Below are 26,657 nucleotides of genomic sequence, written 5' to 3' on the forward strand. Positions count from 1 at the left end.
TCTTGTCATGACGCTCCCGTCCGATCTGCCCCCAGAACTCACCCAGAGAGGCGTGCGCCCGGCTGATCGGCTCGGATTTACCCTGTTTCTTGCCGCATTGATTCACCTGGCTTTGCTCCTGGGCGTGGGCTTCACCATGGTCGAGCCCAAGCAGATCACCAAGACTCTGGAAATCACCCTCGCGACATTCAAAAGCGAAAAGAAGCCCGAGAAGGCCGACTTTCTCGCCCAGGACAACCAGCAGGGCAGCGGCACCCTCGACAAGAAAGCGGTGCCCAAGACCACCGAAGTCGCGCCCTTCCACGACAACAAAGTCAATAAGGTCACCCCGCCGCCCGCGCCCAAGCCCGAGGTCAAGCAGGCTGCGCCCAAGGCCGCCGTAACGACCGCGGCACCCAAGCCGCAAAAAGCCCCGACCCAGCGCGAAAAGACCAAGACCGAACCCAAGCCCGAACCGGTGAAACCCGCGCCAACCTTCGACAGCTCGACGCTCTCCGATGAAATTTCCAGCCTGGAAGCCGAACTGGCCCATGAACAACAGCTGTACGCCAAGCGTCCGCGCATCTACCGCCTGAACGCCGCCTCGACCATGCGCGATAAAGGTGCCTGGTATAAGGACGAGTGGCGCAAGAAGGTCGAGCGCATCGGCAACCTCAACTACCCGGAAGAAGCCCGGCGCCAACAAATCTATGGCAATTTGCGCTTGCTGGTGTCGATCAACCGTGACGGTTCGCTCTATGAAGTGCAGGTACTGGAATCCTCCGGCCAACCGTTGCTGGACCAGGCCGCCCAGCGCATCGTGCGCCTGGCCGCGCCCTTTGCGCCGTTCAGCGGCGACTTGAATGACGTGGACCGCCTGGAAATCATCCGCACCTGGAAGTTTGCCAAGGGCGACCGGTTGTCCAGTAACTGACCCCTGTTGATCGGGCCCGTTGTGGCGAGGGAGCTTGCTCCCGCTGGTCTGCGCAGCAGACCCAATACAGGTACAGAGTTTTTCCAAATTGAAACGCAATAACCGGGTTTAGGGCCGCTACGCGACCCAGCGGGAGCAAGCTCCCTCGCCACAAAGACAGCACAGGGCTCACTCCCAGCTTGTCAGTTCGCCCCTCCAACGCCACACTAGCGGACATGAAAAACGTCAGCCCGACCTACCTCAAGCACCAATTCCTGATCGCCATGCCCCATATGGCCGACCCGAACTTTGCGCAGACCTTGACCTACATCGTCGAGCACACGGCCAATGGTGCCATGGGGCTGGTGGTCAACCGCCCGCAGGAGCTGAACCTGGCCGATATCCTCGAGCAATTGCGCCCGGAGATCGATCCGCCGGCCTGTTGCCAGGACGTGCCGATCTACATCGGCGGGCCGGTGCAGACTGATCGCGGCTTTGTGCTGCACCCCACCGGGCCGAAGTTCCAGGCCACGGTCGACCTTGAAGGCGTGTCACTGTCCACTTCCCAGGATGTGCTGTTCGCCATCGCCGACGGCGTTGGCCCTGAGCAAAGCGTGATCACCCTCGGCTACGCCGGTTGGGAAGCCGGGCAACTGGAGGCCGAACTGGCCAGCAATGCCTGGCTGACCTGCCCGTTCGACGCCGACATCCTGTTCAACACCGCCAGCGAACTACGCCTGGAAGCGGCCGCGGCCAAGCTGCGGGTCAACCTCAACCTGTTGACCAGCCAGGCGGGGCACGCCTGATGGCCTTGCGTCTGATCCTCGGTTTTGACTACGGCACCAAACAGATCGGCGTAGCGGTCGGCCAGGTGATTACCGGCCAGGCCCGCGAACTGTGCACCCTCAAGGCCCAGAACGGCGTGCCGGACTGGAACCAGGTTGAAGCCCTCATTAAAGAGTGGAAGCCAGATGCGGTGGTGGTCGGCCTGCCCTTGAACATGGACGGCACGCCCAGCGACATGTGCCTGCGCGCCGAGAAGTTCGCCCGCCGCCTCAATGGCCGCTACAACCTGCCCTTCTATACCCACGACGAGCGCCTGACCACCTTTGAAGCCAAAGGCGAGCGCCGCGACCGTGGCGGGCAGAAGGGCAGCTACCGCGACAACCCCGTGGACGCCATCGCCGCCGCCTTGCTGTTGCAGGGTTGGCTGGATGAAAACACGGCTTTATTTGAATCCTGACTGACGCGGCTTGCTGCTATGCCGTTTTTGTAGGAGCGAGCTTGCTCGCGAAGAACTCACAGGCACCGCGCACTTCCAGGTTTTCACGCGTTATCGTTGACGTTTTTCGCGAGCAAGCTCGCTCCTACACACTTAACAAGGAGCCACCATGAGCTTGCCCAACCCCGCCGAACTGATCAGCCAGATGGCAATACGCCTCAAGGCGCACCTGGAACACCGCGCCGTCAGCGAGCCGCGTTTTATCGGCATTCGTACCGGTGGTGTGTGGGTGGCCCAGGCGCTGCTGGAAGAGATGGGCAGCGATTCGCCCCTGGGTACGCTGGATGTATCCTTCTACCGCGACGACTTCAGCCAGAATGGCCTGCACCCGCAAGTGCGCCCTTCGGCCCTGCCGTTCGAGATCGAAGGCCAGCACCTGGTATTGATCGACGACGTGCTGATGAGCGGCCGCACCATCCGCGCCGCCCTGAACGAGCTATTCGACTACGGCCGCCCGGCCAGCGTGACCCTGGTGTGCCTGCTGGACCTGGACGCCGGCGAATTGCCGATCAGCCCGGACGTAGTCGGCGCGACCCTGTCGCTTTGCGCCCAGCAGCGGGTAAAATTGTCCGGTCCCACGCCGCTCGAACTCGAACTGCAAGACCTTGCCCTTTAAACCGCCTTGTACAGAGTCCCCGCGATGACGCCTCTAGATGCCAAGCGCCCGCTGCAGCTCAATGCTCAGGGCCAGTTGCAACATTTCTTGTCCCTCGACGGTTTGCCCCGCGAACTGCTCACCGAAATCCTCGACACCGCTGACTCGTTCCTCGAGGTCGGTGGCCGGGCGGTGAAGAAGGTCCCGCTGCTGCGCGGCAAAACCATCTGCAATGTGTTCTTCGAGAACTCCACCCGTACCCGTACCACCTTTGAGCTGGCAGCCCAGCGGCTGTCGGCCGACGTGATCACGCTGAACGTGTCGACCTCGTCGGCGAGCAAGGGCGAGACCCTGCTCGACACCCTGCGCAACTTGGAAGCCATGGCAGCCGACATGTTCGTGGTACGCCATGGTGACTCCGGCGCCGCACACTTCATTGCCGAGCACGTGTGCCCGAACGTCGCGATCATCAACGGCGGCGACGGCCGTCACGCCCACCCGACCCAGGGCATGCTCGACATGCTCACCATCCGTCGGCACAAGGGCAGCTTTGAAAACCTCTCGGTGGCCATCGTCGGCGACATCCTGCATTCGCGGGTGGCGCGCTCGAACATGCTGGCCCTGAAGGCCCTGGGTTGCCCGGATATCCGCGTGATCGCACCCAAGACCCTGTTGCCCATCGGTATCGAACAATACGGCGTGAAGGTCTACACCGATATGACCGAGGGCCTCAAGGATGTGGACGTGGTGATCATGCTGCGCCTGCAGCGCGAGCGCATGGCCGGTGGCCTGTTGCCGAGCGAAGGCGAGTTCTACCGCCTGTTCGGCCTGACCACTGCACGCCTGGCGGGCGCCAAGCCGGACGCCATCGTGATGCACCCGGGGCCGATCAACCGCGGTGTGGAAATCGAGTCGGCGGTGGCCGACGGCCCGCAGTCGGTGATCTTGAACCAAGTGACCTACGGCATCGCCGTGCGCATGGCTGTGTTGTCCATGGCCATGAGCGGGCAAACCGCGCAACGTCAATTCGAGCAGGAGCAGGCCCAGTGAAGCTCAGCATTCTCGGCGCCCGAGTCATCGACCCGGCCAGCGGCCTGGACCAAGTTACCGATCTACATCTGGATGCCGGCAAGATCATCGCCATCGGCGCTGCGCCCGATGGCTTCGGCGCCGTCGAGAGCATCGACGCCAAGGGCCTGGTGGCCGCACCAGGGCTGGTAGACCTGAACGTCGCTCTGCGCGAACCGGGCTACAGCCGCAAAGGCAATATCATCAGCGAAACCCAGGCCGCCGCAGCCGGTGGCGTGACCAGCCTGTGCTGCCCGCCCAATACCAAGCCGGTGCTGGATACTTCGGCGGTGACCGAACTGATCCTCGATCGCGCCCGCGAAGCCGGCAATTGCAAGGTGTTCCCTATCGGCGCCCTGAGCAAAGGCCTGGATGGCGAACAACTGGCCGAACTGATCGCACTGCGCGACGCCGGTTGCGTGGCTTTCGGCAATGGCTTGGACAACTTCCGCAGCACGCGCACCCTGTGCCGCGCCCTGGAGTATGCAGCCACCTTCGATTTGACGGTGATCTTCCACTCTCAGGACCGCGACCTGGCCGAGGGCGGCCTGGCTCATGAAGGCGCAGTCGCCAGTTTCCTCGGTTTGCCGGGCATTCCGGAAACCGCCGAAACCGTGGCCCTGGCCCGTGACCTGCTGCTGGTAGAGCAGAGTGGTGTACGCGCGCATTTCAGCCAACTGACCAGCGCCCGGGGCGTGGCCCTGATTGCCCAGGCCCAGGCCCGAGGTTTGCCGGTGACGGCAGATGTCGCCTTGTACCAGCTGATCCTGACGGATGAAGCGCTGATCGACTTCTCCAGCCTCTATCACGTGCAGCCGCCCCTGCGAACCAAGGCCGACCGTGATGGTTTGCGGGCTGCGGTGAAGTCGGGGGTGGTATCGGCGATTTCCAGCCATCATCAGCCCCATGAGCGCGACGCCAAACTGGCACCGTTTGGTGCGACCGAGCCGGGCATCAGCAGCGTGGAGTTGTTGCTGCCGCTGGCGATGACGTTGGTGGAGGACGGCTTGCTCGACCTGCCAACGCTGCTGGCACGCTTGAGCGCCGGCCCGGCTCAGGCCCTGCGCCTGCCGGCGGGCAAGCTGGCAGTCGGTTCGCCAGCGGACCTGGTGCTGTTTGACCTGGGCAGCTCGACGGTGGCCGGGGAGCACTGGTTGTCGAAGGGCGAAAACTGCCCGTTCATCGGCCATAGCCTGCCGGCGACGGTGCGGTACACCTTCATGGATGGGCGGATCAGCTACCAGGCTTAAAACAAATATCAAGTAAGCACAGTAAATGTGGGAGGGGCGGTGCGACGATTCGACTTGCTCCCGATTGCAGTGGGTCAGCTAAAGATGAGCTGGCTGATCCACCGCTATCGGGAGCAAGCCCCCTCCCACATTCTGTTCTCTATATGGCCGAGAGATCAGCGCCCGTTATTGCGCTCAGCATTACGAACCGAAATCTGCGTATTCAACGTCCAGAAGTCATACAGCACCCCCAGCAGGAACAAACCGCCGGTCAGCAGGTAGATCAGGCCGGTGATCCATTTGCCCTGGTACATACGGTGCACACCGAACACACCCAGGAACGCCAACAGAATCCACGCGACGTTGTATTCGATCGGCCCGGCGGTAAAACGCAGGTCGGCTTCACGGTCCATGGCCGGGATCAGGAACAAGTCGATCAGCCAGCCAATGCCCAGCAGGCCGAAGGTGAAAAACCAGATCGTGCCGGTCACGGGCTTGCCGTAATAAAAGCGATGCGCCCCGGTAAAACCGAAAATCCAAAGCAGGTAACCGATCACCTTGCTATGGGTATCTTGCTGCTGACCAACCTGTTGATAGGTGTTCATGAGGTACCTCTTTTGCTTCGATAGATAAATTTTTTCATTTTCTTTGTGACTTTTTTACGAGCGCCCGACGTACGGCAAATGGTATCTTCCTGCCCTCAAAGCCTTATGCCACCTGACTTGTGTAGGACAATTGCGGCAATTCGTCGCGTTTTTCCTGAATTTGACCCCAAGGTTCAGTCGACAAACGGCCTGAGAACGACACAAAAAGCTGTTATAAAGTTGCGCGCAAACCCATAAGAGCCACGCCTAATGCGACCATTTTTCAAGACATGGCTGACCATCTGCCTATTAATGCCACTGGCCGCCCACGCCACCAATCGTGAGCAACGACTTCCGAACGTCAATGGTTTCACCCCTAAAGTCCACAGCACAACCAGCACGGCCAAATCTGCAAAGCTGACCGTCAACCGCCCGACTCAAGTGAGCAAGGCCCACGGTAAAGCAACTCCCGGCCTGATGGCGGTGAACACCAAGCAAAGCAGCAACGTGCTCAGCCGCGCCGTCAACGTGCTCGGTACTCCTTATCGTTGGGGCGGCAGCAGCCCAAGTAAAGGGTTCGACTGCAGCGGCTTGGTGAAATATGCCTTTAACGATGTAAAAGCGGTGGATTTGCCACGCACTTCCAACGCCATGGCGGCCGGCCACGGCTTGAAGGTTGATCGCAAAGACCTGAAACCGGGCGATCTGTTGTTCTTCAAGTTGAAGAGCCGCCAGGTCAACCACGTTGCCATTTACCTGGGTAACGACCGCTTTATCCACGCGCCACGCCGTGGCAAGTCGGTGAGCATCGACACGCTGAAAAAGCCGTTCTGGGACAAGAACTACGTGATTGCCAAGCGGGTGCTGCCGAAAGAGCAGAACAGCAACCTGCGGATCGTGCAGCGCTGATCTTCAGCTGAAATACAGTAAACAATGTGGGAGGGGGCTTGCTCCCGGTTGCAGTGGGTCAGCTACAAACAAGCTGACTGATACACCGCTATCGGGAGCGAGCCCCCTCCCACATTTGGATCTCCTTATATCTCCCGATTTTATATATCCCCAGGCACCCTCGCCTTCTCTCGCGCATCGTCTCGACTGACCACGCCTCGCGCAACCAACGCCTTCAAACTCATATCCAGCGTCTTCATTCCCAACGCCCCACCGGTCTGGATCGCCGAGACCATCTGCGCCACCTTGTCTTCGCGGACCAGGTTCCGGATCGCCGGCGTACCCAACATGATTTCATGAGCCGCCACGCGCCCGCCGCCGACCTTCTTCAGCAGCACCTGGGACACCACCGCCTGCAACGACTCCGAAAGCATTGAGCGGACCATGGCCTTTTCCCCGGCCGGGAAGACATCCACCAGCCTGTCCACGGTCTTTGCTGCCGATGAAGTGTGCAGAGTGCCAAATACCAGGTGTCCGGTCTCAGCCGCCGTCAGCGCCAGGCGAATGGTTTCCAGGTCGCGTAGCTCACCCACCAGTATCACATCCGGGTCTTCCCGCAGGGCCGAGCGCAGGGCGACCGAAAAGCTGTGGCTATCGCGGTGCACTTGGCGCTGGGTGACCAGGGCCATTTTCGGCCTGTGGATAAATTCGATCGGGTCTTCCAGGGTGAGGATATGCTGGCGTCGGTGCTGGTTAAGGTGATCGATCATCGCCGCCAAGGTGGTGGACTTACCCGAACCGGTGGGCCCAGTGACCAGTACCAGGCCGCGTGGAAGCTGGGCGATACGCTGGAAAACCTCGCCCAACCCCAAGTCTTCCAGGCTCTGGACCTCGGTCGGGATAGTGCGAAATACCGCACCCACGCCGCGATCCTGGCGGAACACGTTTGCCCGGAAACGCGCCACTCCAGGCAACTCGAAGGCAAAATCCGTTTCAAGAGATGTTTCGAAATCCTTTTGTTGGTGTTTACTCAGTAAAGGGCACACCAGGTCGACCATTTGCGATGCCTCAAGCCTCGGCCAATCCATGGGCCAGACTTCGCCATCGATGCGCAGCATCGGCGCCAGGCCGGCCGACAGATGCAGGTCGGAGGCGCCTCGGCTTACGCTGGCCGTCAGCAATTGCGTGATATCCATAGGGCTTTCCATTTCCAGTAGAATGCCGCGGACTCCATATCCACGGGTGCAACTTGAATGTCGACGATAGCAGACAACATCGGCCTGGTTAGCCAGCGCATCCGCGCCGCAGCCGAGGCCGCGCAACGTGACGCAAGCAGCATCCACCTGCTGGCCGTGAGCAAGACCAAGCCCGCGCAGGCAGTGCGCGAAGCCTATGCCGCCGGTATGCACGACTTTGGCGAGAATTACCTGCAGGAAGCCCTGGGCAAACAGGCCGAGTTGACCGACCTGCCCTTGAGTTGGCACTTCATCGGCCCCATTCAATCGAACAAGACTCGCGCCATCGCCGAGAACTTCGCCTGGGTGCATTCCGTGGACCGCCTGAAAATCGCACAACGCCTGTCCGAACAACGCCCGGCCGACCTGCCGCCGCTGAATATCTGCATCCAGGTTAATGTCAGCGGCGAAGCCAGCAAGTCCGGCTGCACACCTGCCGACCTGCCGGCCCTGGCCAATGCCATCAGCGCGTTACCGCGCCTGAAGCTGCGTGGCCTGATGGCGATCCCCGAGCCAACTGAAGACAGGGCCGCACAGGATGCAGCATTCGCCAGGGTGCGCGACCTGCAAGCCAGCCTGGACCTGGCGCTCGACACACTTTCCATGGGCATGAGCCATGACCTTGAGTCGGCCATCGCCCAAGGCGCCACCTGGGTGCGCATCGGTACCGCCCTGTTTGGCGCCCGCGACTACGGCCAGGCGTGAAATGGCTGACTTCCCTCGAAAATAAGGACCTGTCATGAGCAACACGCGTATTGCCTTTATCGGCGCCGGTAACATGGCGGCCAGCCTGATCGGCGGCCTGCGGGCCAAGGGCCTGGACGCCGAGCAGATCCGCGCCAGCGACCCGGGCGACGAAACCCGCGAGCGCGTCAGCGCCGAGCACGGCATCGAAACGTTCGCCGACAACGCCGAGGCCATCCATGGCGTCGACGTGATCGTACTGGCGGTCAAGCCCCAGGCCATGAAGGCCGTGTGCGAAAGCCTGCGCCCTAGCCTGCAGCCCCATCAACTGGTGGTGTCCATCGCTGCCGGGATCACCTGCGCCAGCATGAACAACTGGCTCGGTGCCCAGCCCATCGTGCGCTGCATGCCCAACACCCCGGCGCTGCTGCGCCAAGGCGTCAGCGGCCTGTATGCCACCCACGAAGTCACGGCGCAACAACGCGACCAGGCCGAGGAGTTGCTGTCTGCGGTGGGCATCGCCGTGTGGCTGGAGCAGGAACAACAACTGGATGCGGTCACTGCTGTTTCCGGCAGCGGTCCGGCCTACTTCTTCCTGTTGATCGAGGCCATGACCGCAGCCGGCGTCAAGCTGGGCCTGCCCCATGATGTCGCCGAGCAACTGGCCGAACAAACAGCCCTGGGCGCCGCGAAAATGGCCGTGGGCAGCGATGTCGATGCCGCCGAGCTGCGCCGTCGTGTAACGTCCCCGGGCGGCACTACGCAAGCCGCCATCGAATCGTTTCAAGCCGGAGGCTTTGAGGCCCTGGTGGAAACTGCACTGGGTGCCGCGGCACATCGTTCAGCCGAGATGGCTGAGCAACTGGGCAAATAGTCGTCCCTTACCAAGGTAATCAAACATGCTCGGAATCAATGACGCTGCCATTTTCATCATCCAGACCCTGGGCAGCCTGTACCTGCTGATCGTGCTGATGCGCTTTATCCTGCAACTGGTGCGGGCCAACTTCTACAACCCGCTGTGCCAGTTCGTGGTCAAGGCCACGCAGCCACTGCTCAAACCGCTGCGCCGGGTGATCCCGAGCCTGTTCGGCCTGGACATGTCCTCGCTGGTGCTGGCGTTGCTGCTGCAGATCCTGCTGTTCGTGGTGATCCTGATGCTTAACGGCTACCAGGCGTTCACCGTGCTGCTGTTGCCATGGGGCCTGATCGGTATTTTCTCGCTGTTCCTGAAGATCATTTTCTGGTCGATGATCATCAGCGTGATCCTGTCGTGGGTCGCACCGGGCAGCCGTAGTCCGGGCGCCGAATTGGTAGCCCAGATCACCGAACCGGTGCTGGCACCCTTCCGTCGCCTGATCCCGAACCTGGGTGGCCTGGATATCTCGCCGATCTTTGCGTTTATCGTGATCCAGCTGCTGCAAAGCTGGGTGATTCCACGCTTGGCGTATTTTGCCTACATGCCCAAAGAGCTGTTCGGCCTGATCTGAAATATGCTGTAAAAATGTGGGAGGGGGCTTGCTCCCGATTGCGGTGGATCAGTGACTTATATGTCGGCTGACACACCGCAATCGGGAGCAAGCCCCCTCCCACATTTTGTATCTGCGTACTGGTACAGACCATTGCTTGCCGCTGGGGGCCCCGCTCTTTAGACTTACGCCTCATTTAAACGAGAGCAGGGTCGATGCCAGCTGCCTTTCCCCCCGATTCCGTTGGACTGGTCGTGCCGCAAGTGGCGCATTTCAGCGAGCCGCTGGCCCTGGCCTGCGGCCGTTCGCTGCCAGCCTACGACCTGATCTACGAAACCTACGGCCAACTGAACGCCACGGCGAGCAACGCCGTGCTGATCTGCCACGCCTTGTCCGGCCATCATCACGCTGCCGGCTTCCACTCTGCGGACGAGCGCAAGCCCGGCTGGTGGGACAGTTGCATCGGCCCCGGCAAGCCCATCGACACCAACAAGTTCTTCGTGGTCAGCCTCAACAACCTCGGTGGCTGCAATGGTTCCACCGGCCCCAGCAGCCTCAACCCGGAAACCGGCAAGCCGTTCGGCGCGGACTTCCCGGTGTTGACCGTGGAAGATTGGGTGCACAGCCAGGCACGCCTGGCGGACCTGCTGGGCATCGGCCAGTGGGCCGCGGTGATTGGTGGCAGCCTTGGCGGCATGCAGGCACTGCAATGGACCATCAGCTACCCGGACCGTGTGCGCCATTGCCTGGCCATCGCCTCGGCGCCCAAGCTGTCGGCGCAGAACATCGCCTTCAACGAAGTGGCGCGCCAGGCCATCCTCACCGACCCCGAGTTCCACGGCGGTTCGTTCCAGGAAGCCGGCGTGATCCCCAAGCGTGGCCTGATGCTGGCGCGGATGGTGGGGCATATCACCTATCTGTCCGATGACTCCATGGGCGAAAAATTCGGCCGTGGCCTCAAGAGCGAGAAGCTCAACTACGACTTCCACAGCGTCGAGTTCCAGGTGGAAAGCTACCTGCGTTATCAGGGCGAAGAGTTTTCCGGGCGTTTCGACGCCAACACCTACCTGCTGATGACCAAGGCCCTGGACTATTTCGACCCGGCCGCCAATCACGGCGACGACCTGGCGAAAACCTTCGAGAACGTCACGGCCAAGTTCTGCGTCATGTCATTCACCACCGACTGGCGCTTCTCACCGGCCCGCTCCCGTGAGCTGGTGGACGCCCTGATGGCCGCCAAGAAAGACGTCTGCTACCTGGAGATCGATGCTCCGCAAGGCCACGACGCCTTCCTGATCCCGATCCCGCGTTACCTGCAGGCGTTTCGCAACTACATGAATCGAATCACGCTTATATGAATTGCTTACGCTTTGGGAGAACGCCATGAGAGCCGACCTGGAAATCATCCAAGACTGGATCCCCGCCGGCAGCCGCGTGCTCGACCTGGGCTGCGGCGATGGCGAACTGCTGAGCTGGCTGCGCGACAACAAGCAAGTTACCGGCTACGGCCTGGAAAACGACCCGGATAACATCGCCCAGTGCGTGGCCAAGGGCATCAATGTAATCGAGCAGGACCTGGACAAAGGCCTGGGCAACTTTGCCAGCAACAGCTTCGATATCGTGGTGATGACCCAGGCCCTGCAAGCGGTGCACTACCCGGACCGCATCCTTGACGAAATGCTGCGCGTTGGCCGCCAATGCATCATCACCTTCCCCAATTTCGGTCACTGGCGCTGCCGCTGGTACCTGGCCACCAAGGGCCGCATGCCGGTCTCGGATTTCCTCCCGTACACCTGGTACAACACGCCGAATATTCACTTCTGCACCTTCGAAGACTTCGAAGCCTTGTGTGGCGAGCGTGAAGCCAAGGTGATCAACCGCCTTGCCGTCGATCAACAGCACCGCCACGGCTGGGCGAGTAAGCTATGGCCCAATCTATTGGGCGAAATCGGTATCTACCGGGTCAGCAGCCCTGGCCTGACCGACCACAAAGTTGCCGTCTAATCATTTTCAAGAGGGACGTTCATGAGTCGTTTGGCTGTTTTTCTATTGACTGCATGCCTGGGCGCCAGCGCCATGGCCGCCGATACCATCGATGCTAACCGCAAGAAAGATTTTGGCGATATCACCGTCCACTACAACACCTTCACCTCCAGCTTCCTGCCACCGGAGACCGCCCAGAAAGTCGGCGTGGTGCGCAGCAAGGAGAAGGGCTTGATCAATGTGACTGTGATCAAGGGCGTGGCCCCGGTCGCGGCCCAGGTGACCGGCACCATCAAGGATCTGGGCGGCAAGAGCGAGATCCTGACGTTCAAGCAAATCGAAGAGAAAGGCGGGATCAGCTATCTCGCGCCCTATTCGGTGACGCAGCGCGAATACAAGACGTTTACCATCAACGTTGAAACCGGCGGCAAAGCCCATGGTTTCCAATTCAATCAAGAACTGTTTCCGGCCGACCGATGAATCTCTCCCAACTGATATTGGCCAGCCATAACGCTGGCAAACTCAAAGAACTGCAGGCCATGCTCGGCGAATCCGTGCAACTGCGCTCGATTGGCGAGTTCAGCCAGGTCGAGCCGGAAGAGACCGGCCTGTCGTTCGTCGAAAACGCCATCCTCAAGGCACGCAATGCCGCGCGTATCTCCGGCCTGCCGGCGTTGGCGGATGATTCGGGCCTGGCGGTGGACTTTCTCGGCGGCGCCCCGGGCATCTATTCGGCCCGTTATGCCGACGGCAAGGGTGACGCAGCCAACAATGCCAAACTGCTCGACGCCCTCAAGGACGTGCCGGACGCCGAACGCGGCGCACAGTTCGTCTGCGTACTGGCCCTGGTGCGACATGCCGATGACCCGTTGCCGATCCTGTGCGAAGGCTTGTGGCAGGGGCGCATCCTGCACGCCGCCAGCGGCGAACATGGCTTTGGCTACGACCCATTGTTCTGGGTGCCGGAGCGCAATGTTTCCAGCGCCGAACTGAGCCCGGCCGACAAGAACCAGATCAGCCACCGCGCCCGCGCCATGGCCTTGCTGCGCCAGCGCCTGGGCTTGAAATGACCCAGAACACCTCTGCGCAGCCGCTGATCCACGGTGGCGCGCAAACACCACGGGCGGCCCTGCCCCACCTGCCGCCCCTGGCGCTGTACATCCATATCCCTTGGTGCGTGCGCAAATGCCCCTATTGCGACTTCAACTCCCACACCGCCAGCAAGGTGCTGCCGGAAGAAGAGTATGTAGATGCATTGTTGGCGGATCTGGATCAAGACCTGCACGCCGCTTATGGCCGGGAACTGAGCTCGATTTTCTTCGGTGGCGGCACCCCTAGCCTGTTCAGCGCCACCGCGTTGGGGCGCTTGCTCAGGGGTGTGCAAGCGCGCATCCCGTTTGCCGCGGATATCGAGATCACCCTGGAAGCCAACCCCGGGACCTTCGAGCAAGAGAAGTTCGTGGCCTACCGCAAGTTGGGGATCAATCGCCTGTCCATCGGCATCCAGAGTTTCCAGCAGGAAAAACTTGAGGCCCTGGGTCGCATCCATAACGGCGAAGAAGCTGTGCGCGCCGCCGACATGGCGCGTCAGGCCGGGTTCGATAACTTCAACCTGGACTTAATGCACGGCTTGCCCAACCAATCCCTGGACGACGCCTTGGGCGACTTGCGCCAAGCCATTGCGCTCAAGCCGACACACCTGTCCTGGTATCAGCTGACTCTGGAACCCAACACCGTCTTCTGGAACCAGCCGCCCGCGCTGCCGGAAGACGACACGTTGTGGGATATCCAGGAAGCCGGCCAGGCACTGCTCGCCGAGCACGGTTACGCACAATATGAAGTGTCGGCCTACGCCCAACCCGACCGTGCGGCGCGGCATAACCTGAATTACTGGAGCTTTGGCGACTTCATCGGCATTGGCGCCGGCGCCCACGGCAAGCTTAGCCACCCGGACGGGCGCATCGTGCGCACCTGGAAAACCCGTGCGCCCAAGGACTACCTCAACCCGGCCAAAAGCTTCCAGGCCGGGGCGAAAGAACTGACCAACGAGGAGTTGCCGTTCGAATTCCTGATGAACGCCCTACGCCTGACCGAAGGCGTCGATGCCAGACTCTACGCCGAACGCACCGGGCTCGAGCTGGCCAGCCTCGACGAAGGCCGCCGCGACGCAGAACAAAGTGGCTTGATGCAGGTCGAACCGTCACGCCTGGCGGCAACCGACCGCGGGCAACTCTTTCTCAATGACCTGTTGCAGAAGTTTTTGAGCTGATAGCTCTTTAAGGAAATCGAATGGATCTGGTACTCGACCTGCTCGCCACCGTATCCCGCTGGAGCCGTAGCAACCTGTCGGAAATCTCCCTGGCCCTTGTGGGCTGCTTGCTGGTGCTGTTCGGCGCCGATATCAAGGGCTGGGTCGAAGCGCGCCTGGGCAGCATCGCTGGCGCCTTGCGCGTGCCCTTGATGGCCCTGCTGTGCATGATCGGCAGCGGTGCGGCATTGATCTACGCTACGCCGTGGATTGTGCGGGGGCTGAGCCAGTTCAATAACTACAGCCTCGCGCCGGTGCTGATCGTGGTGCTGGTGTTGATTGGGGTGGTGGCAGACCGCCGCTGATCCCAGGCCCAACACAGATACAAATGTGGGAGTCCCCACCACATCTTCGATGTGACGCTGTCGCGCAGCAAACTAGGGAGCTTGTTCCCGTGGCAGCCTGACAGCCGAGCAGGATGTTGGTTTTCGGCCTGGGTACATATCCGTTATTTGGGCAACGGCCACTTATGGTTCCGCTTTTATACAGCGGCTCACTTTTGAAAGGCGCAAAAGTAAGCAAAACGCTACATGCCCCACCACTCGGCACCTCGCCTAGGCTCGGTGTGCCCTCACTCCGGCTTGAATCCGTGGGCCGCCGTCATGGGCCATCCCTGGCCCAGGACGGCTAACCCGGCGTCCTGCCGGGTTACCCACGGCTTCAAGCCTGCGTTCGGCCAGCGTGGTTTAACGGGGCGTCTAAGATCAAAAGCAAGATCAAGAGCGACTCGCTGCGCATCGCAGATACGCTGGCGGCGCTTGTGCTTTTCTGTAGGAGCGAGCTTGCTCGCGAAAAACCTGAGAACGCCGCGTTCTTTCTGGTTTCCCGCGTCATCGTTAACGACCTTCGCGGGCAAGCCCGCTCCCACAGGGGTACGCGCACGCTTCAACGATCAGGTCGGCTATAAGGCCGCCTCGCTGTGTTTTTGATCTAAGGCGCCCCGTTAAACCACGCTGGCCGGAATTCGACAGGGATTTGGGGGGTAAACCGGCAGGGATGCCGGTTTAGCCGCCCCGCGCCATGGATGGCGCGTGGCGGCGGCCCCCCAAATCCATGGCGGATTACGGGCACACCGAGCCCAAGCGAGGTGCCGAGTGGTGGGGCAAGAGCGTTTTGCTTACTTTGCCGCTTTTGCAAAGTGAGCCGCCGTAAGGGCGGAACCTATAGTGGCCGTTACCTAAGCAACGGATATGTACTCGCCCCAACAACCCAACAACCCGGTCACATCGTCGACGTGGCGCCGTCGCGCAGCAACCTGGGCCGACTCCAAAATATCCAGCGTTAGGACTAAATTTTAACCCTTTAAAATCAGTAGATTACTTGAAGTTTGATAAGAGGGGGCTTGCTCCCGATTGCGGTGTATCAGCCAAAGATTTGGTGGCTGACACCGCAATCGGGAGCAAGCCCCCTCCCTCATTTGATTGCATTTCAAGCTGATGACTGTTTAAGCCAGCTTCTCGAACTTCAAATCCCACACCCCATGCCCCAACCGCTCACCACGGCGTTCGAACTTGGTGATCGGCCGCTCGGCCGGGCGCGGCACGCACTTGCCATCTTCCGCCAGGTTGCGGTAGCCAGGGGCGACGTTCATCACCTCCAGCATGTATTCCGCGTACGGTTCCCAGTCGGTGGCCATGTGCAGGATGCCGCCCACCTTGAGCTTGCTGCGCACCAGCTCTGCGAAAGACGCCTGGACGATACGACGCTTGTGGTGACGGGCTTTGTGCCACGGGTCCGGGAAGAACAGCATCAGGCGGTCGAGGCTGTTGTCGGCGATGCAGCGGTTGAGCACTTCAATCGCGTCGCAGTCGTAGACTCGCAGGTTGGTCAGGCCCTGGGTGAGCACGCCGTTAAGCAACGCACCAACGCCTGGACGGTGCACTTCCACACCGATGAAATCCTGCTCCGGTGCGGCCGCGGCCATTTCCAGCAGGGAGTGGCCCATGCCGAAACCGATTTCCAGGGAGCGTGGGGCCGAACGGCCAAACACTTGGTCGTAATCAACCGGCGCATCGGCCAGGGGCAAAACGAACAGCGGAGTACCTTGTTCCAGGCCCTTTTGCTGGCCTTCGGTCATACGGCCGGCGCGCATCACAAAACTCTTGATGCGGCGGTGCTTGGACTCGTCGCCTGCTTCCACGGTGTTCGGCGTTTCGTTTGATTCAGTCATCAATAGCTCTTACTTGATCAGACCATCCAGCGGCGAAGAAGCGCTGGCATAGAGTTTTTTCGGCATGCGCCCGGCGAGGTAGGCCAGGCGGCCCGCGACGATCGCGTGTTTCATGGCTTCGGCCATCATGATCGGTTGCTGGGCGTGGGCGATGGCCGAGTTCATCAGCACCGCATCGCAGCCCAGTTCCATGGCGATGGTTGCATCGGAGGCAGTGCCCACGCCCGCATCCACCAGCACCGGGATCTTGGCTTCTTCAAGGATGATCTGCAGGTTGTACGGGTTGCAGATGCCCAGGCCGGAACCGATCAAACCAGCCAGCGGCATCACGGCGATACAGCCGATTTCTGCCAACTGACGGGCAATGATCGGGTCATCGCTGGTGTAGACCATCACGTCGAAGCCTTCCTTGACCAGGGTTTCAGCGGCCTTGAGGGTTTCGATCACGTTGGGGAACAGGGTTTTCTGGTCGGCCAGCACTTCCAGCTTCACCAGGTTGTGGCCGTCGAGCAGCTCACGGGCCAGGCGGCAGGTGCGCACGGCTTCGATGGCGTCATAGCAGCCAGCGGTGTTCGGCAAGAAGGTGTAGCGATCCGGCGACAGCACTTCGAGCAAGTTCGGCTCGCCTTCGATCTGGCCAAGGTTGGTGCGGCGCACGGCGAAGGTGACGATCTCGGCACCCGAGGCTTCGATGGCCAGGCGGGTTTCTTCCATGTCGCGGTACTTGCCGGTGCCGACCAGCAGGCGGGACTGGTAGGTACGACCGGCCAGGACGAAAGGCTTGTCGCTACGAACGATGCTCATGGGAAATCCTCTGTTTGGATGAGGTTCTGCAGAATGCGTTGCGGCCGTGGCAGGTTAGCCGCCACCGATGGCGTGGACCACTTCGACCTGGTCGTTTTCTTTCAGCGAGGTCTCGGCGTGCTGGCTGCGCGGGACGATATCCAGATTGAGCTCCACTGCGACCCGACGCCCGGTCAAGTCCAGGCGGGTCAGCAGGGCCGCGACGGTTTCACCGTCGGGCAGTTCAAAGGGTTCACCGTTCAACTGAATGCGCATGCCACGGGCCGCCATCATTTTTAGGGGCCAGCATTCTAGCGCGATTGGGACGTGCGGGTCAGCTCCAAGCGTCAAGCGGTCAAAGCTGCAAGCGCCACGCCGCCAGGCCAAGGAAGAACCAGCCAAGCAGGAACGCCAGCCCGCCAAACGGCGTGATGATCCCCAGTTTGCTGATGCCGGTCAGGGTCAGCACATACAGGCTGCCGGAGAACAGCAGGATGCCGACGGTAAACGAGATGCCCGCCCAATTGACCAGTCGGCCCGGAATATGCGCCGCCAGCAAGGCCACACCGAACAGTGCCAAGGCATGCACCAACTGGTAGGTCACACCGGTATGGAAGATCGCCAGGTACTCGGCGCTCAGGCGATTTTTCAGGCCGTGGGCGGCAAACGCACCCAGGGCAACACCGGTAAAGCCGAAAAAGGCGGCCAGCATCAGAAAGCTACGCAGCATTGGGAACTCCAGTCAGACTCATCGGGCAGGGTCTGTATAATGGCCCGCTCAACGGGTTCGGCCAAGCCATCTCTATGCTGCGTGTCCTCTTCAAACGCTTTCTCAACGTCGTGAAATGGTTTGCCATCGGCAGTGTGTTGCTGGTGCTGCTGTTCAGGATCGTTCCGCCGCCGTTCACTGCATTGATGGTGGAGCGCAAGGTCGAATCCTGGATCGACGGCGAGCCCATTGACCTGCAACGCACCTGGGTGCCGTGGGATGAGATTTCCGACGACCTGAAAGTGGCGGTGATGGCCGGTGAAGACCAGCGCTTCCCGCAGCACTGGGGCTTTGATTTTGGCGCGATCCAGGCGGCGATTCTGCACAACGAGCGCGGCGGTTCGATTCGCGGCGCCAGCACGTTGAGCCAGCAGGTGTCGAAGAACCTGTTCCTGTGGGCCGGCCGCAGTTATCTGCGCAAGGGCCTGGAGGCGTGGTTTACCGGCTTGATCGAGGTGTTGTGGCCCAAGGAGCGGATTCTTGAGGTGTATCTCAACAGCGTGGAGTGGGATGACGGTGTGTTTGGCGCAGAGGCGGCGGCGCGGCACCATTTTGGCGTCAGCGCCAAGGGCCTTTCAAGGCAGCAGGCCAGTTACCTGGCGGCGGTGTTGCCCAATCCGCGGGTGTGGAGTGCCAGTCATCCGACGGCTTATGTGGCGCGGCGGGCGGCGTGGATTCGTCAGCAGATGAGTCAGTTGGGTGGCGCTGGATACCTGGTGGAACTGAATACCCCTCGCAAAGCGCCCTGGTCCAACTGACACAACTTAAAACAACTGTGGGAGGGGGCTTGCCCCCGATAGCGGAAGATCAGCCACTTTGATGTCGAGTGACACTCTGCTATCGGGAGCAAGCCCCCTCCCACATTTTGACCATATAGCCAGTTAAGCGGCGATCGACAGCTTCAACTTGTTCATCGCGCTTTTCTCAAGCTGACGAATCCGCTCGGCCGACACGTTGTACTTCTGCGCCAGGTCGTGCAGCGTGGCTTTCTCTTCCGCCAGCCAGCGCTGGTAGAGGATGTCACGGCTGCGGTCGTCCAGTACTTCCAGCGCTTCATGCAGGTTGTGGTTGGAGTTGTCGCTCCAGTCGGCGTCTTCCAGTTGACGCGCCGGGTCGTACCGGTGGTCTTCCAGGTAGTTGGCCGGCGATTGGAAGGCGCTGTCATCATCCGCTTCGGCGGCTGGGTCGAACGCCATATCATGGCCGGTCAGGCGGCTTTCCATCTCGCGCACTTCACGGGGCTCCACGCCGAGGCTTTCGGCCACGCGGTGGACTTCCTCGTTGTTCAGCCACGCCAGGCGTTTTTTCTGGCTGCGCAGGTTGAAGAACAGCTTGCGCTGGGCCTTGGTGGTCGCCACTTTCACGATGCGCCAGTTGCGCAGGATGAACTCGTGGATTTCCGCCTTGATCCAGTGCACGGCAAATGACACCAGGCGCACGCCCATTTCAGGGTTGAAGCGCTTTACAGCCTTCATCAGGCCGACGTTGCCTTCCTGGATCAGGTCAGCCTGGGCCAGGCCGTAGCCGCTATAGCTACGGGCGATATGTACGACAAAACGCAGGTGGGCGAGCACCATCTGCCGAGCCGCCCCCAAATCCTGCTCATAGTAGAGACTCTCGGCCAGTTCACGCTCCTGCTCAGGCGTCAGCAATGGAATGCTGTTGACCGTGTGCACATAAGCCTCCAGGTTCGCACCCGGGACCAAGGCATAAGCAGGTTGCAAAGAAGTGGTCATACGAAAAAACCTCCGACTCACATAACTCGTGCAGTTCAGCACTGCGAAAATTGACCGGGAACCGTAGGACAAGTTCCCTATACCACTGATACGGTCAATACAAACGAAACCACATTACCCTGGCATTAACTACTTCGGCGCCAGTTCACGTAAATGACGTGCTACCGCAATCCAGGCACCGATATACCCCAACAGGACGGCGCCAAGCAAGAGACTCAGACCATCGGCAACCGGCACCCCAGCCAGGGCAAAATCACTGCCATACAAACCGGCCAGCCCAACAACCGCGTCGTTCAGCCAATCAAGGCCAAACGCCAGTACGCCCCAGGACAAAACCCCTGCACCCAAGCCATAAAGCGCGCCCATGTACAGAAAAGGACGACGCACATAGCTGTCCGTGCCGCCGACCAGTTTAATCACTTCTATCTCGGTGCGGCGGTTTTCAATATGAAGACGAATGGTATTACCTATCACCAAAAGTAATGCAGACACCAACAACACCGTCAAACCGAACACAAAGCGGTCGCCCAGCTTGAGGATCGCGGCCAGGCGCTCTACCCAGACTAGATCAAGTTGCGCCTGTTGCACCTTCGGCATCTCTGCGAGTTTTTGTCGCAGGGCCTCCAAGGCCGGCTTATCGACTTCGTTCGGCGTCACCAGCACCACGCCAGGCAATGGGTTCTGCGGCAGCTCCTTGAGCGCCTCGCCCAGGCCGGATTGCTGTTGGAACTCTTCAAGGGCCTGGTCGCGGCTGATGTACTCGGCCTCGGCAACCCCCGGGATGTTCTTGATCTCGTCGCGCAGCGCTTCGCCGTCCTTGCTGCTGGCGTCCAGGTTCAGGTACAGCGAAATCTGCGCCGCACGCTGCCAGGACCCGCCCAGGCGCTCGACATTATTAAGCAGCAGCGACAAACCCATCGGCAGGCTCAACGCCACGGCCATCACCAGACAGGTGAAAAAGCTGCCGATCGGCTGCTTGCCCAGACGGCGCAGGCTGTCGACCAGGCTGGCCCGATGGCTTTCGATCCAGGCATGCAGCAAGGTACCGAAGTCCGGGCCGTCGTCTTCGTCGCGCTTTTTCTTCGGTGGTTGCGGGTCGGCCGGTTTCGGCGCCACGCGTTCGGACACTTTAGGGCTACGTGTAGCACTCATACGCCGGCCTCCCCATCACCAATCAGGCGACCGCGTTGCAGGGTCAGCATGCGATGGCGCATGCGGGCAATCAGGGCCAGGTCGTGGCTGGCGATCAGTACGCTGGTGCCCAGGCGGTTGATGTCTTCAAATACCCCCATGATCTCGGCCGCCAGGCGCGGGTCGAGGTTACCGGTGGGTTCGTCCGCCAGCAGCAAGGCCGGGCGATGGACGATGGCGCGGGCGATACCGACACGCTGTTGCTGGCCGGTGGACAGGTCGCCAGGGAAGAGATCGGTCTTGTCCGACAACGCCACGCGCTCCAGGGCTGAATCCACGCGCTTGACGATCTCGGCCTTGGACAGCCCGAGGATCTGCAACGGCAGGGCCACGTTGTTGAACACCGTGCGGTCGAACAGCAACTGGTGGTTCTGGAATACCACGCCGATCTGGCGGCGCAGGAACGGAATCTGTGCATTGCTGATGGTCGCCAGGTCCTGGCCTGCCAGCAGCAACTTACCGGTGGTTGGGCGTTCCATGGCCAGCAACAGGCGCAACAGGGTACTTTTGCCAGCGCCGGAATGGCCGGTGACAAACAGAAATTCGCCGCGCCGCACGCGAAAGCTCAGCTCATGCAAGCCCACATGCCCGTTGGCATAGCGTTTACCGACCTGCTCGAATCGAATCATGAACGCTCCCGCTCGGCAAACAGTGCCTGTACAAAGGGTTCGGCTTCAAAGGTGCGCAGGTCGTCAATGCCTTCACCGACACCGATATAACGAATCGGCAACCCGAACTGTTTAGCCAGGGCGAAAATCACACCGCCCTTGGCCGTGCCGTCGAGCTTAGTCAATGCCAGGCCGGTCAGTTGCACGGTCTGGTTGAATTGCTTGGCCTGGCTGATGGCGTTCTGGCCAGTGCCTGCGTCGAGTACCAGCAAGACTTCGTGGGGCGCGTCGGCGTCGAGCTTGCTGATGACACGGCGGACTTTCTTCAGCTCTTCCATCAGGTTGTCTTTGGTGTGCAGGCGCCCTGCGGTATCGGCGATCAACACGTCGATGTTACGGGCCTTGGCGGCTTGCACGGCATCGAAGATCACCGAAGCGGAATCGGCACCGGTGTGCTGGGCGATCACCGGGATCTTGTTGCGCTCGCCCCATACCTGCAACTGCTCGACGGCGGCGGCACGGAAGGTGTCACCGGCGGCGAGCATGACTTTCTTGCCCTCGCCCTGCAGCTTCTTGGCCAGCTTGCCGATGGTGGTGGTCTTGCCGGCGCCGTTGACGCCGACCACCAGGATCACGAACGGCTTGTTCGGCGTGATCACCAGCGGCGCTTCCACCGGCTTGAGCATCGCCGCCAGTTCGGCCTGCAAGGATTTGTACAGGGCATCGGCGTCGGTCAACTGCTTGCGCGCGACCTTCTGGGTCAGGCTCTGGATGATCACCGCGGTGGCTTCGACACCCACGTCGGCGGTGAGCAGGCGGGTCTCGATGTCCTCCAACAACTCATCATCAATGACCTTCTTGCCCAGGAACAGGCTGGCCATGCCCTCGCCGATGCTGGCGCTGGTCTTGCTCAAGCCCTGCTTGAGGCGGGCGAAGAACCCGGTCTTGCTGGTTTCGGCAGGGACGGTTGGCTCTTCGATCACAGCGGGAGCGGCAATCTGCACGGGCGCCGGCTCGACCGGTGCTTCGACAATCACCGGCTGCGGCTCGATAACCACCGGGATCGGCGGAGCCACATGTTCGGCCTGCACATCTTCAACCAGTGCCACAGGCTCTTCGGCCACCGGCAGTTCCGGCCACGGTTTGTGCTCGGGTTCAGGCTCAAGCTCTGCCTCGACCACCGGCTGCAATACCGGCTCGGCCATCGGCAACACCACCGGCTCCGGAGTATCGGCAACCGGTTCGGCTTCTACTAAAGGCTCAGGAATGGGCTCGGGTTGAACCTGCGGCTGTTCGACGACGGTTTCCTGCGGCTTTTTGCGCAGCCATCCGAACAGGCCTTTTTTCTCGCCAGCCGCAGCTGGGCTCTTCTTGTCGTCGTTGGAACCAAACATGGAGGACGGCTATCTCAAAGTAGCGATGCGCCAGGGCGCCTCGGTAAATAAATTCGATGCAGAACAGACTGCTTTAACGCCCGCTTGTTCATGCGCAACATTTTGTAAGGCGTAAATAAAGGCCTTGGCAAATCGTTTCAATATAGGATTGAAGCGATAAAATCGGCGAAAAGTTGAAGATCGTCGGGGAAAAACACCCTCTATTCCAACATTCCTACGACTGGATCCGGGACAAGATGACGACCGCAGTGGCCGTCCCTAAATCGGATCAGTATCCTAGCACCTCCTCGCCCGCCGACGCTAAGACCAAGCGGGCAGCCCAACAGGTTAAAAAACGAATGAATGCTCTAGCCCGCCGCGCCGCAGGCCTGCTGCTCAGCACAGTTTGTCTGCCCCTTTCAGCCTTCGCTGCCGACCCACAACCCACCCATGAATTTACCCTGGATAACGGCCTGAAAGTGGTCGTGCGCGAAGACCATCGCGCACCAGTGGTGGTTTCCCAGGTCTGGTACAAGGTTGGTTCAAGCTATGAAACCCCGGGCCAGACCGGTTTGTCCCACGCCCTGGAACACATGATGTTCAAGGGCAGCGCCAAGGTTGGCCCCGGCGAAGCCTCGCTGATCCTGCGTGACCTGGGCGCCGAAGAAAACGCGTTCACCAGCGATGACTACACCGCCTATTACCAGGTGCTGGCTCGCGACCGCCTGGGCGTGGCCTTCGAACTGGAAGCCGACCGCATGGCCAGCCTGCGCCTGCCTGCCGACGAGTTCAGCCGCGAAATCGAGGTCATCAAGGAAGAACGCCGCCTGCGCACCGACGACAACCCCATGTCCAAGGCCTACGAGCGTTTCAAGGCCATGGCCTTCCCCGCCAGCGGCTACCACACGCCGACCATCGGCTGGATGGCTGACCTGGACCGCATGAAGGTCGAGGAGCTGCGCCACTGGTACCAATCCTGGTATGTACCGAACAACGCCACCCTGGTGGTGGTCGGCGACGTAACCCCGGACGAGGTGAAAAACCTGGCCCAGCGTTACTTCGGCCCGATCCCCAAGCGGGATGTGCCACCGGCGAAGATCCCAATGGAGCTGCCCGAGCCTGGCGAGCGCCTGCTGACCCTGCACGTGCAGACCCAACTGCCGAGTGTATTCCTGGGCTTCAACGTCCCTGGCCTGGCCACTGCCGAAGACAAACGCTCGGTGCAAGCCCTGCGCCTGATCTCGGCCCTGCTGGACGGCGGCTACAGCGCACGTATCTCCGAACAACTGGAACGTGGCGAGGAGCTGGTGTCGGCCGCTTCCACCAACTACGACGCCTATACCCGTGGCGATACGCTGTTCATGCTGTCGGCCACCCCCAACCAGCAGAAGAAAAAGACCGTTGCCCAAGCCGAAGCCGGCCTGTGGCGCCTGCTGGATGAGTTGAAAGCCAAGCCGCCGACTGCCGAAGAACTGGAACGGATCCGTGCCCAGGTGATTGCCGGCCTGGTGTACCAGCGCGACTCCATTACCAGCCAGGCCACGGCCATTGGCTCCCTGGAAACCGTCGGCCTGTCCTGGAAGCTGATGGACAGCGAATTGGCCGAACTGCAAAGCGTCACGCCGGAAGATATCCAGAAAGCTGCCCGCACCTATTTCACCCGCGAACGTCTGAGCGTCGCCCATGTTTTGCCTGAGGAGACCGCTCATGAGTAATCGTAAAAGCAGCCGCCTGATCCTGCCCGGGCTGATCGCCGTCACCTTGATGGCGGCCAGCGCCGTGTACTTCCTGCGCCCGAGCGAGTCGGTCGCCAGCCAGGCCCTGGACAAGGCCCAATCGGCCAGCACCCTGCAATCCCTGGCAGAACTGGACGGCAAGGCGCCGACCAACCGCAAGCTCGATGTGCAGACCTGGACCACCGCCGAAGGCGCCAAGGTGCTGTTCGTCGAAGCCCATGAACTGCCGATGTTCGACATGCGCATCCTGTTTGCCGCCGGCAGCAGCCAGGATGGCGACACGCCGGGCCTGGCGCTGATGACCAACGCCATGCTCAACGAAGGCGTGCCGGGCAAGAATGTCAGCCAGATCGCCAGTGGTTTCGAGGGCCTGGGCGCCGACTTTGGCAATGGCGCCTATCGCGACATGGCACTGGTCTCCCTGCGCAGCCTGAGCGACAGCGATAAGCGCGAAGCGGCCCTGACATTGTTTGACCAAGTGATCGGCCAGCCGACGTTCCCGGCGGACTCCCTGGCACGGATCAAGAACCAGATCCTGGCCGGTTTCGAGTACCAGAAGCAGAACCCCGGCAAGCTGGCGAGCATTGAGCTGTTCAAGCGCCTGTACGGCGACCATCCTTACGCGCACCCAAGCGAAGGCACCTCCGAGAGCGTGCCGAAGATTACCTTGGCGCAGTTGCAGGCGTTTCACGCCAAAGCCTATGCGGCCGGTAATGCGGTGATTGCGGTGGTGGGCGATCTGACCCGCCCTGAAGCCGAGGCCATGACGGCCAAGGTTTCTGCGTCGCTACCCAAAGGCCCGGCCATGGCCAAGATTGCCCAGCCGACCGAGCCAAAAGCCGGCCTGAGCCGCATCGAGTTCCCATCCAAGCAGACCCACCTGCTGTTCGCGCAACTGGGGATCGACCGCGCCGACCCGGACTATGCTGCTTTATCCCTGGGCAACCAGATCCTCGGCGGCGGCGGCTTCGGCACCCGCTTGATGAGTGAAGTGCGTGAGAAGCGCGGCCTGACCTACGGTGTGTACTCCGGTTTCTCACCGATGCAGGTGCGCGGCCCGTTCATGATCAACCTGCAGACCCGCGCCGAAATGAGCGGCGGCACGCTGCGCCTGGTTGAAGACGTGCTGGCTGACTACCTCAAGACCGGCCCGACGCAAAAAGAACTGGATGACGCCAAGCGCGAACTGGCTGGCAGCTTCCCGCTGTCCACTGCGAGCAATGCCGATATCGTCGGGCAGTTGGGCGCCATGGGTTTCTACAACCTGCCGCTGAACTATCTGGAAGATTTCATGAAACAATCCCAGGCCCTGACCGTAGAGCAGGTCAAGGCAGCCATGAACAAACACTTGAGCGCCGACAAGATGGTCATCGTGACCGCCGGCCCGACGATTGCGCAGAAGCCACTACCGCCCCCCACTGATAAACCTGCCGAGCAGCCGCTCGGGGTTCCGGAGCATTAATGGCCAGTTCATCTCGCCCGAAAAAACCTGTCCACAACGTACATAACGGTGTGGGCCAACTGCGCATCATTGGCGGTGAATGGGGCAGCCGCAAGCTGAGCTTCCCCGACGTCGTCGGCCTGCGCCCGACGCCGGACCGCGTGCGTGAAACCCTGTTCAACTGGCTCGCGCCGTATATCGGCGGGGCCAAGGTGCTTGATCCGTTCGCCGGCAGTGGCGCGTTGTTCCTGGAGGCGCTGTCACGTGGCGCCGCCCAGGGTCAGGCGCTGGATGCCAGTAATGTGGCAGTGTCCAGCCTCAAGGAGCACCTGGGCACGCTGCGCTGCACTACCGGCCAGGTGCAGACGGCTGACGCGCTGCGCTATCTGGAAACCCAGGCGGCCACGGAATATGACGTGGTGTTTCTCGACCCGCCGTTCAACCAGAACCTGCTGCCGACCGTGTGCGCATTGCTGGAAGAGCGCCAGTGGTTGGCGCCGGATGCCTGGGTCTACACTGAAAGCGAGACCGCGCCTTCCACACTCGGCCTGCCGGGCAGCTGGCGCCTGCACCGGGAGCAGAAATCCGGGCGGGTGTATTACGCGCTGTGGCACCGCTCTCTGTAGGAGCGAGCTT

30 protein-coding genes are annotated in these 26,657 nt (G+C 61.0%); 20 read left to right on the forward strand and 10 right to left on the reverse strand.

Annotation, left to right across the window (positions count from 1 at the left end; genetic code table 11):
• The first annotated feature begins 7 nt into the window (after window positions 1-7).
• The 6 genes from QYQ93_RS27430 to QYQ93_RS27455 all read left to right on the forward strand — a co-directional run bounded on the left by QYQ93_RS27430 (window position 8) and on the right by QYQ93_RS27455 (window position 5,087).
• Window positions 8-913, forward strand: a complete 906-nt coding sequence (locus QYQ93_RS27430) for an energy transducer TonB (protein WP_338475900.1) — start codon at window positions 8-10, stop codon at window positions 911-913.
• Window positions 914-1,128: 215 nt separating this feature from the next.
• The gene (locus QYQ93_RS27435; protein ID WP_043046282.1) at window positions 1,129-1,698 is read left to right on the forward strand and encodes a YqgE/AlgH family protein; all 570 of its coding nucleotides are present in this window, start codon (window positions 1,129-1,131) and stop codon (window positions 1,696-1,698) included.
• Window positions 1,698-2,135 (forward strand): Holliday junction resolvase RuvX, encoded by a 438-nt coding sequence (gene ruvX / locus QYQ93_RS27440; RefSeq protein ID WP_003195067.1) that lies wholly within the window; start codon window positions 1,698-1,700, stop codon window positions 2,133-2,135. Before QYQ93_RS27435 ends, ruvX begins: the two co-directional genes overlap by 1 nt.
• 148 nt (window positions 2,136-2,283) lie before the next feature.
• Window positions 2,284-2,790 (forward strand): bifunctional pyr operon transcriptional regulator/uracil phosphoribosyltransferase PyrR, encoded by a 507-nt coding sequence (pyrR, locus tag QYQ93_RS27445; RefSeq protein WP_043046285.1) that lies wholly within the window; start codon window positions 2,284-2,286, stop codon window positions 2,788-2,790.
• Window positions 2,791-2,814: 24 nt separating this feature from the next.
• A complete protein-coding gene (locus tag QYQ93_RS27450; RefSeq protein ID WP_034116232.1) occupies window positions 2,815-3,819 on the forward strand; it encodes an aspartate carbamoyltransferase catalytic subunit in 1,005 nt (334 codons plus the stop codon).
• A complete protein-coding gene (locus QYQ93_RS27455; RefSeq protein ID WP_338475901.1) occupies window positions 3,816-5,087 on the forward strand; it encodes a dihydroorotase in 1,272 nt (423 codons plus the stop codon). Before QYQ93_RS27450 ends, QYQ93_RS27455 begins: the two co-directional genes overlap by 4 nt.
• Before the next feature lie 155 nt (window positions 5,088-5,242).
• On the opposite strand, the gene QYQ93_RS27460 is transcribed toward QYQ93_RS27455, so the two are convergent.
• Complete coding sequence (locus QYQ93_RS27460) at window positions 5,243-5,671, reverse strand: TM2 domain-containing protein (RefSeq protein ID WP_124379799.1); 429 nt, start codon at window positions 5,669-5,671, stop codon at window positions 5,243-5,245.
• A gap of 249 nt (window positions 5,672-5,920) precedes the next feature.
• Here QYQ93_RS27460 and QYQ93_RS27465 point away from each other — a divergent pair, with 249 nt between their 5' ends.
• Window positions 5,921-6,559, forward strand: coding sequence for a C40 family peptidase (locus tag QYQ93_RS27465; protein WP_338475902.1), 639 nt, complete (start codon window positions 5,921-5,923; stop codon window positions 6,557-6,559).
• A gap of 140 nt (window positions 6,560-6,699) precedes the next feature.
• Here the strand turns inward: QYQ93_RS27465 and QYQ93_RS27470 are convergent, their stop codons facing one another.
• The gene (locus QYQ93_RS27470) at window positions 6,700-7,734 is read right to left on the reverse strand and encodes a type IV pilus twitching motility protein PilT (protein ID WP_338475903.1); all 1,035 of its coding nucleotides are present in this window, start codon (window positions 7,732-7,734) and stop codon (window positions 6,700-6,702) included.
• A 57-nt stretch (window positions 7,735-7,791) separates the two neighbouring features.
• Between QYQ93_RS27470 and QYQ93_RS27475 the strand changes: the two genes are divergently transcribed.
• From QYQ93_RS27475 to QYQ93_RS27515, 9 genes are all read left to right on the forward strand, one after another.
• Window positions 7,792-8,478, forward strand: a complete 687-nt coding sequence (locus tag QYQ93_RS27475) for a YggS family pyridoxal phosphate-dependent enzyme (protein WP_043046293.1) — start codon at window positions 7,792-7,794, stop codon at window positions 8,476-8,478.
• Window positions 8,479-8,512: 34 nt separating this feature from the next.
• A complete protein-coding gene (proC, locus tag QYQ93_RS27480; RefSeq protein ID WP_338475904.1) occupies window positions 8,513-9,331 on the forward strand; it encodes a pyrroline-5-carboxylate reductase in 819 nt (272 codons plus the stop codon).
• Window positions 9,332-9,356: 25 nt separating this feature from the next.
• Window positions 9,357-9,944: a YggT family protein gene (locus QYQ93_RS27485; protein WP_003195087.1), complete on the forward strand. Its 588-nt coding sequence runs from the start codon at window positions 9,357-9,359 to the stop codon at window positions 9,942-9,944.
• A 194-nt stretch (window positions 9,945-10,138) separates the two neighbouring features.
• Window positions 10,139-11,281 (forward strand): homoserine O-succinyltransferase MetX, encoded by a 1,143-nt coding sequence (gene metX / locus QYQ93_RS27490; RefSeq protein ID WP_043046295.1) that lies wholly within the window; start codon window positions 10,139-10,141, stop codon window positions 11,279-11,281.
• 25 nt (window positions 11,282-11,306) lie between these two features.
• A complete protein-coding gene (gene metW / locus QYQ93_RS27495; RefSeq protein WP_005792273.1) occupies window positions 11,307-11,927 on the forward strand; it encodes a methionine biosynthesis protein MetW in 621 nt (206 codons plus the stop codon).
• A gap of 21 nt (window positions 11,928-11,948) precedes the next feature.
• Window positions 11,949-12,386 (forward strand): DUF4426 domain-containing protein, encoded by a 438-nt coding sequence (locus tag QYQ93_RS27500; RefSeq protein ID WP_043046296.1) that lies wholly within the window; start codon window positions 11,949-11,951, stop codon window positions 12,384-12,386.
• On the forward strand, window positions 12,383-12,976 hold the full coding sequence (rdgB, locus tag QYQ93_RS27505) for an RdgB/HAM1 family non-canonical purine NTP pyrophosphatase (RefSeq protein WP_338475905.1): 594 nt from the start codon (window positions 12,383-12,385) through the stop codon (window positions 12,974-12,976). The genes QYQ93_RS27500 and rdgB overlap by 4 nt, the downstream gene beginning before the upstream one ends.
• Window positions 12,973-14,175 carry a radical SAM family heme chaperone HemW gene (hemW, locus tag QYQ93_RS27510; RefSeq protein ID WP_043046298.1) on the forward strand — a complete coding sequence of 401 codons (1,203 nt, stop codon included), beginning with the start codon at window positions 12,973-12,975 and terminating at the stop codon, window positions 14,173-14,175. Before rdgB ends, hemW begins: the two co-directional genes overlap by 4 nt.
• Before the next feature lie 20 nt (window positions 14,176-14,195).
• On the forward strand, window positions 14,196-14,519 hold the full coding sequence (locus tag QYQ93_RS27515) for a DUF3392 domain-containing protein (protein WP_043046299.1): 324 nt from the start codon (window positions 14,196-14,198) through the stop codon (window positions 14,517-14,519).
• Window positions 14,520-15,658: 1,139 nt separating this feature from the next.
• Here QYQ93_RS27515 and trmB read toward each other — a convergent pair.
• The 4 genes from trmB to QYQ93_RS27540 form a co-directional block, all read right to left on the reverse strand.
• Complete coding sequence (gene trmB, locus QYQ93_RS27525; RefSeq protein WP_032878921.1) at window positions 15,659-16,384, reverse strand: tRNA (guanosine(46)-N7)-methyltransferase TrmB; 726 nt, start codon at window positions 16,382-16,384, stop codon at window positions 15,659-15,661.
• Between the two features lie 9 nt (window positions 16,385-16,393).
• Window positions 16,394-17,188 (reverse strand): thiazole synthase, encoded by a 795-nt coding sequence (locus QYQ93_RS27530; protein WP_032884143.1) that lies wholly within the window; start codon window positions 17,186-17,188, stop codon window positions 16,394-16,396.
• 54 nt (window positions 17,189-17,242) lie between these two features.
• On the reverse strand, window positions 17,243-17,443 hold the full coding sequence (gene thiS, locus QYQ93_RS27535) for a sulfur carrier protein ThiS (protein WP_032878918.1): 201 nt from the start codon (window positions 17,441-17,443) through the stop codon (window positions 17,243-17,245).
• A gap of 79 nt (window positions 17,444-17,522) precedes the next feature.
• On the reverse strand, window positions 17,523-17,897 hold the full coding sequence (locus QYQ93_RS27540) for a DUF423 domain-containing protein (protein ID WP_043047039.1): 375 nt from the start codon (window positions 17,895-17,897) through the stop codon (window positions 17,523-17,525).
• Window positions 17,898-17,971: 74 nt separating this feature from the next.
• Here QYQ93_RS27540 and mtgA point away from each other — a divergent pair, with 74 nt between their 5' ends.
• Entirely contained in the window at window positions 17,972-18,694 is a 723-nt protein-coding gene (gene mtgA, locus QYQ93_RS27545; protein ID WP_338475907.1) for a monofunctional biosynthetic peptidoglycan transglycosylase, read from the forward strand.
• 123 nt (window positions 18,695-18,817) lie between these two features.
• On the opposite strand, the gene rpoH is transcribed toward mtgA, so the two are convergent.
• From rpoH to ftsY, 4 genes are all read right to left on the reverse strand, one after another.
• On the reverse strand, window positions 18,818-19,672 hold the full coding sequence (rpoH, locus tag QYQ93_RS27550; RefSeq protein ID WP_003176698.1) for an RNA polymerase sigma factor RpoH: 855 nt from the start codon (window positions 19,670-19,672) through the stop codon (window positions 18,818-18,820).
• Window positions 19,673-19,801: 129 nt separating this feature from the next.
• A complete protein-coding gene (ftsX, locus tag QYQ93_RS27555; RefSeq protein ID WP_043047037.1) occupies window positions 19,802-20,824 on the reverse strand; it encodes a permease-like cell division protein FtsX in 1,023 nt (340 codons plus the stop codon).
• The gene (gene ftsE, locus QYQ93_RS27560) at window positions 20,821-21,492 is read right to left on the reverse strand and encodes a cell division ATP-binding protein FtsE (protein ID WP_003195112.1); all 672 of its coding nucleotides are present in this window, start codon (window positions 21,490-21,492) and stop codon (window positions 20,821-20,823) included. The genes ftsX and ftsE overlap by 4 nt, the downstream gene beginning before the upstream one ends.
• Window positions 21,489-22,865: a signal recognition particle-docking protein FtsY gene (ftsY, locus tag QYQ93_RS27565; RefSeq protein ID WP_338475908.1), complete on the reverse strand. Its 1,377-nt coding sequence runs from the start codon at window positions 22,863-22,865 to the stop codon at window positions 21,489-21,491. Before ftsY ends, ftsE begins: the two co-directional genes overlap by 4 nt.
• A 338-nt stretch (window positions 22,866-23,203) precedes the next feature.
• Between ftsY and QYQ93_RS27570 the strand changes: the two genes are divergently transcribed.
• Genes QYQ93_RS27570 through rsmD form a run of 3 tightly spaced genes read left to right on the forward strand, consistent with a single transcriptional unit; the run spans window position 23,204 to window position 26,647 of the window.
• Entirely contained in the window at window positions 23,204-24,559 is a 1,356-nt protein-coding gene (locus QYQ93_RS27570; RefSeq protein ID WP_043047035.1) for a M16 family metallopeptidase, read from the forward strand.
• Window positions 24,552-26,042 carry a M16 family metallopeptidase gene (locus QYQ93_RS27575; protein ID WP_043047034.1) on the forward strand — a complete coding sequence of 497 codons (1,491 nt, stop codon included), beginning with the start codon at window positions 24,552-24,554 and terminating at the stop codon, window positions 26,040-26,042. The genes QYQ93_RS27570 and QYQ93_RS27575 overlap by 8 nt, the downstream gene beginning before the upstream one ends.
• The gene (rsmD, locus tag QYQ93_RS27580) at window positions 26,042-26,647 is read left to right on the forward strand and encodes a 16S rRNA (guanine(966)-N(2))-methyltransferase RsmD (RefSeq protein WP_043047033.1); all 606 of its coding nucleotides are present in this window, start codon (window positions 26,042-26,044) and stop codon (window positions 26,645-26,647) included. Before QYQ93_RS27575 ends, rsmD begins: the two co-directional genes overlap by 1 nt.
• Window positions 26,648-26,657 lie beyond the last annotated feature (10 nt).

The organism is Pseudomonas khavaziana (assembly GCF_036704165.1).
GTDB lineage: Bacteria > Pseudomonadota > Gammaproteobacteria > Pseudomonadales > Pseudomonadaceae > Aquipseudomonas > Aquipseudomonas khavaziana.

Excerpts from the sequence above, each read along its gene's own strand:
- QYQ93_RS27475 (WP_043046293.1), top strand. The coding sequence starts at position 7,792 with ATGTCGACGATAGCAGACAACATCGGCCTGGTTAGCCAGCGCATCCGC.
- rpoH (WP_003176698.1), bottom strand. The coding sequence starts at position 19,672 with ATGACCACTTCTTTGCAACCTGCTTATGCCTTGGTCCCGGGTGCGAAC.
- ruvX (WP_003195067.1), top strand. The coding sequence starts at position 1,698 with ATGGCCTTGCGTCTGATCCTCGGTTTTGACTACGGCACCAAACAGATC.
- proC (WP_338475904.1), top strand. The coding sequence starts at position 8,513 with ATGAGCAACACGCGTATTGCCTTTATCGGCGCCGGTAACATGGCGGCC.
- pyrR (WP_043046285.1), top strand. The coding sequence starts at position 2,284 with ATGAGCTTGCCCAACCCCGCCGAACTGATCAGCCAGATGGCAATACGC.
- QYQ93_RS27470 (WP_338475903.1), bottom strand. The coding sequence starts at position 7,734 with ATGGATATCACGCAATTGCTGACGGCCAGCGTAAGCCGAGGCGCCTCC.
- QYQ93_RS27485 (WP_003195087.1), top strand. The coding sequence starts at position 9,357 with ATGCTCGGAATCAATGACGCTGCCATTTTCATCATCCAGACCCTGGGC.
- QYQ93_RS27460 (WP_124379799.1), bottom strand. The coding sequence starts at position 5,671 with ATGAACACCTATCAACAGGTTGGTCAGCAGCAAGATACCCATAGCAAG.
- ftsX (WP_043047037.1), bottom strand. The coding sequence starts at position 20,824 with ATGAGTGCTACACGTAGCCCTAAAGTGTCCGAACGCGTGGCGCCGAAA.
- thiS (WP_032878918.1), bottom strand. The coding sequence starts at position 17,443 with ATGCGCATTCAGTTGAACGGTGAACCCTTTGAACTGCCCGACGGTGAA.
- rsmD (WP_043047033.1), top strand. The coding sequence starts at position 26,042 with ATGGCCAGTTCATCTCGCCCGAAAAAACCTGTCCACAACGTACATAAC.
- QYQ93_RS27575 (WP_043047034.1), top strand. The coding sequence starts at position 24,552 with ATGAGTAATCGTAAAAGCAGCCGCCTGATCCTGCCCGGGCTGATCGCC.
- ftsE (WP_003195112.1), bottom strand. The coding sequence starts at position 21,492 with ATGATTCGATTCGAGCAGGTCGGTAAACGCTATGCCAACGGGCATGTG.
- QYQ93_RS27540 (WP_043047039.1), bottom strand. The coding sequence starts at position 17,897 with ATGCTGCGTAGCTTTCTGATGCTGGCCGCCTTTTTCGGCTTTACCGGT.
- mtgA (WP_338475907.1), top strand. The coding sequence starts at position 17,972 with ATGCTGCGTGTCCTCTTCAAACGCTTTCTCAACGTCGTGAAATGGTTT.
- QYQ93_RS27530 (WP_032884143.1), bottom strand. The coding sequence starts at position 17,188 with ATGAGCATCGTTCGTAGCGACAAGCCTTTCGTCCTGGCCGGTCGTACC.
- ftsY (WP_338475908.1), bottom strand. The coding sequence starts at position 22,865 with ATGTTTGGTTCCAACGACGACAAGAAGAGCCCAGCTGCGGCTGGCGAG.
- metX (WP_043046295.1), top strand. The coding sequence starts at position 10,139 with ATGCCAGCTGCCTTTCCCCCCGATTCCGTTGGACTGGTCGTGCCGCAA.
- QYQ93_RS27430 (WP_338475900.1), top strand. The coding sequence starts at position 8 with ATGACGCTCCCGTCCGATCTGCCCCCAGAACTCACCCAGAGAGGCGTG.
- QYQ93_RS27515 (WP_043046299.1), top strand. The coding sequence starts at position 14,196 with ATGGATCTGGTACTCGACCTGCTCGCCACCGTATCCCGCTGGAGCCGT.
- QYQ93_RS27500 (WP_043046296.1), top strand. The coding sequence starts at position 11,949 with ATGAGTCGTTTGGCTGTTTTTCTATTGACTGCATGCCTGGGCGCCAGC.
- QYQ93_RS27570 (WP_043047035.1), top strand. The coding sequence starts at position 23,204 with ATGAATGCTCTAGCCCGCCGCGCCGCAGGCCTGCTGCTCAGCACAGTT.
- QYQ93_RS27450 (WP_034116232.1), top strand. The coding sequence starts at position 2,815 with ATGACGCCTCTAGATGCCAAGCGCCCGCTGCAGCTCAATGCTCAGGGC.
- trmB (WP_032878921.1), bottom strand. The coding sequence starts at position 16,384 with ATGACTGAATCAAACGAAACGCCGAACACCGTGGAAGCAGGCGACGAG.
- hemW (WP_043046298.1), top strand. The coding sequence starts at position 12,973 with ATGACCCAGAACACCTCTGCGCAGCCGCTGATCCACGGTGGCGCGCAA.
- rdgB (WP_338475905.1), top strand. The coding sequence starts at position 12,383 with ATGAATCTCTCCCAACTGATATTGGCCAGCCATAACGCTGGCAAACTC.
- QYQ93_RS27435 (WP_043046282.1), top strand. The coding sequence starts at position 1,129 with ATGAAAAACGTCAGCCCGACCTACCTCAAGCACCAATTCCTGATCGCC.
- QYQ93_RS27465 (WP_338475902.1), top strand. The coding sequence starts at position 5,921 with ATGCGACCATTTTTCAAGACATGGCTGACCATCTGCCTATTAATGCCA.
- metW (WP_005792273.1), top strand. The coding sequence starts at position 11,307 with ATGAGAGCCGACCTGGAAATCATCCAAGACTGGATCCCCGCCGGCAGC.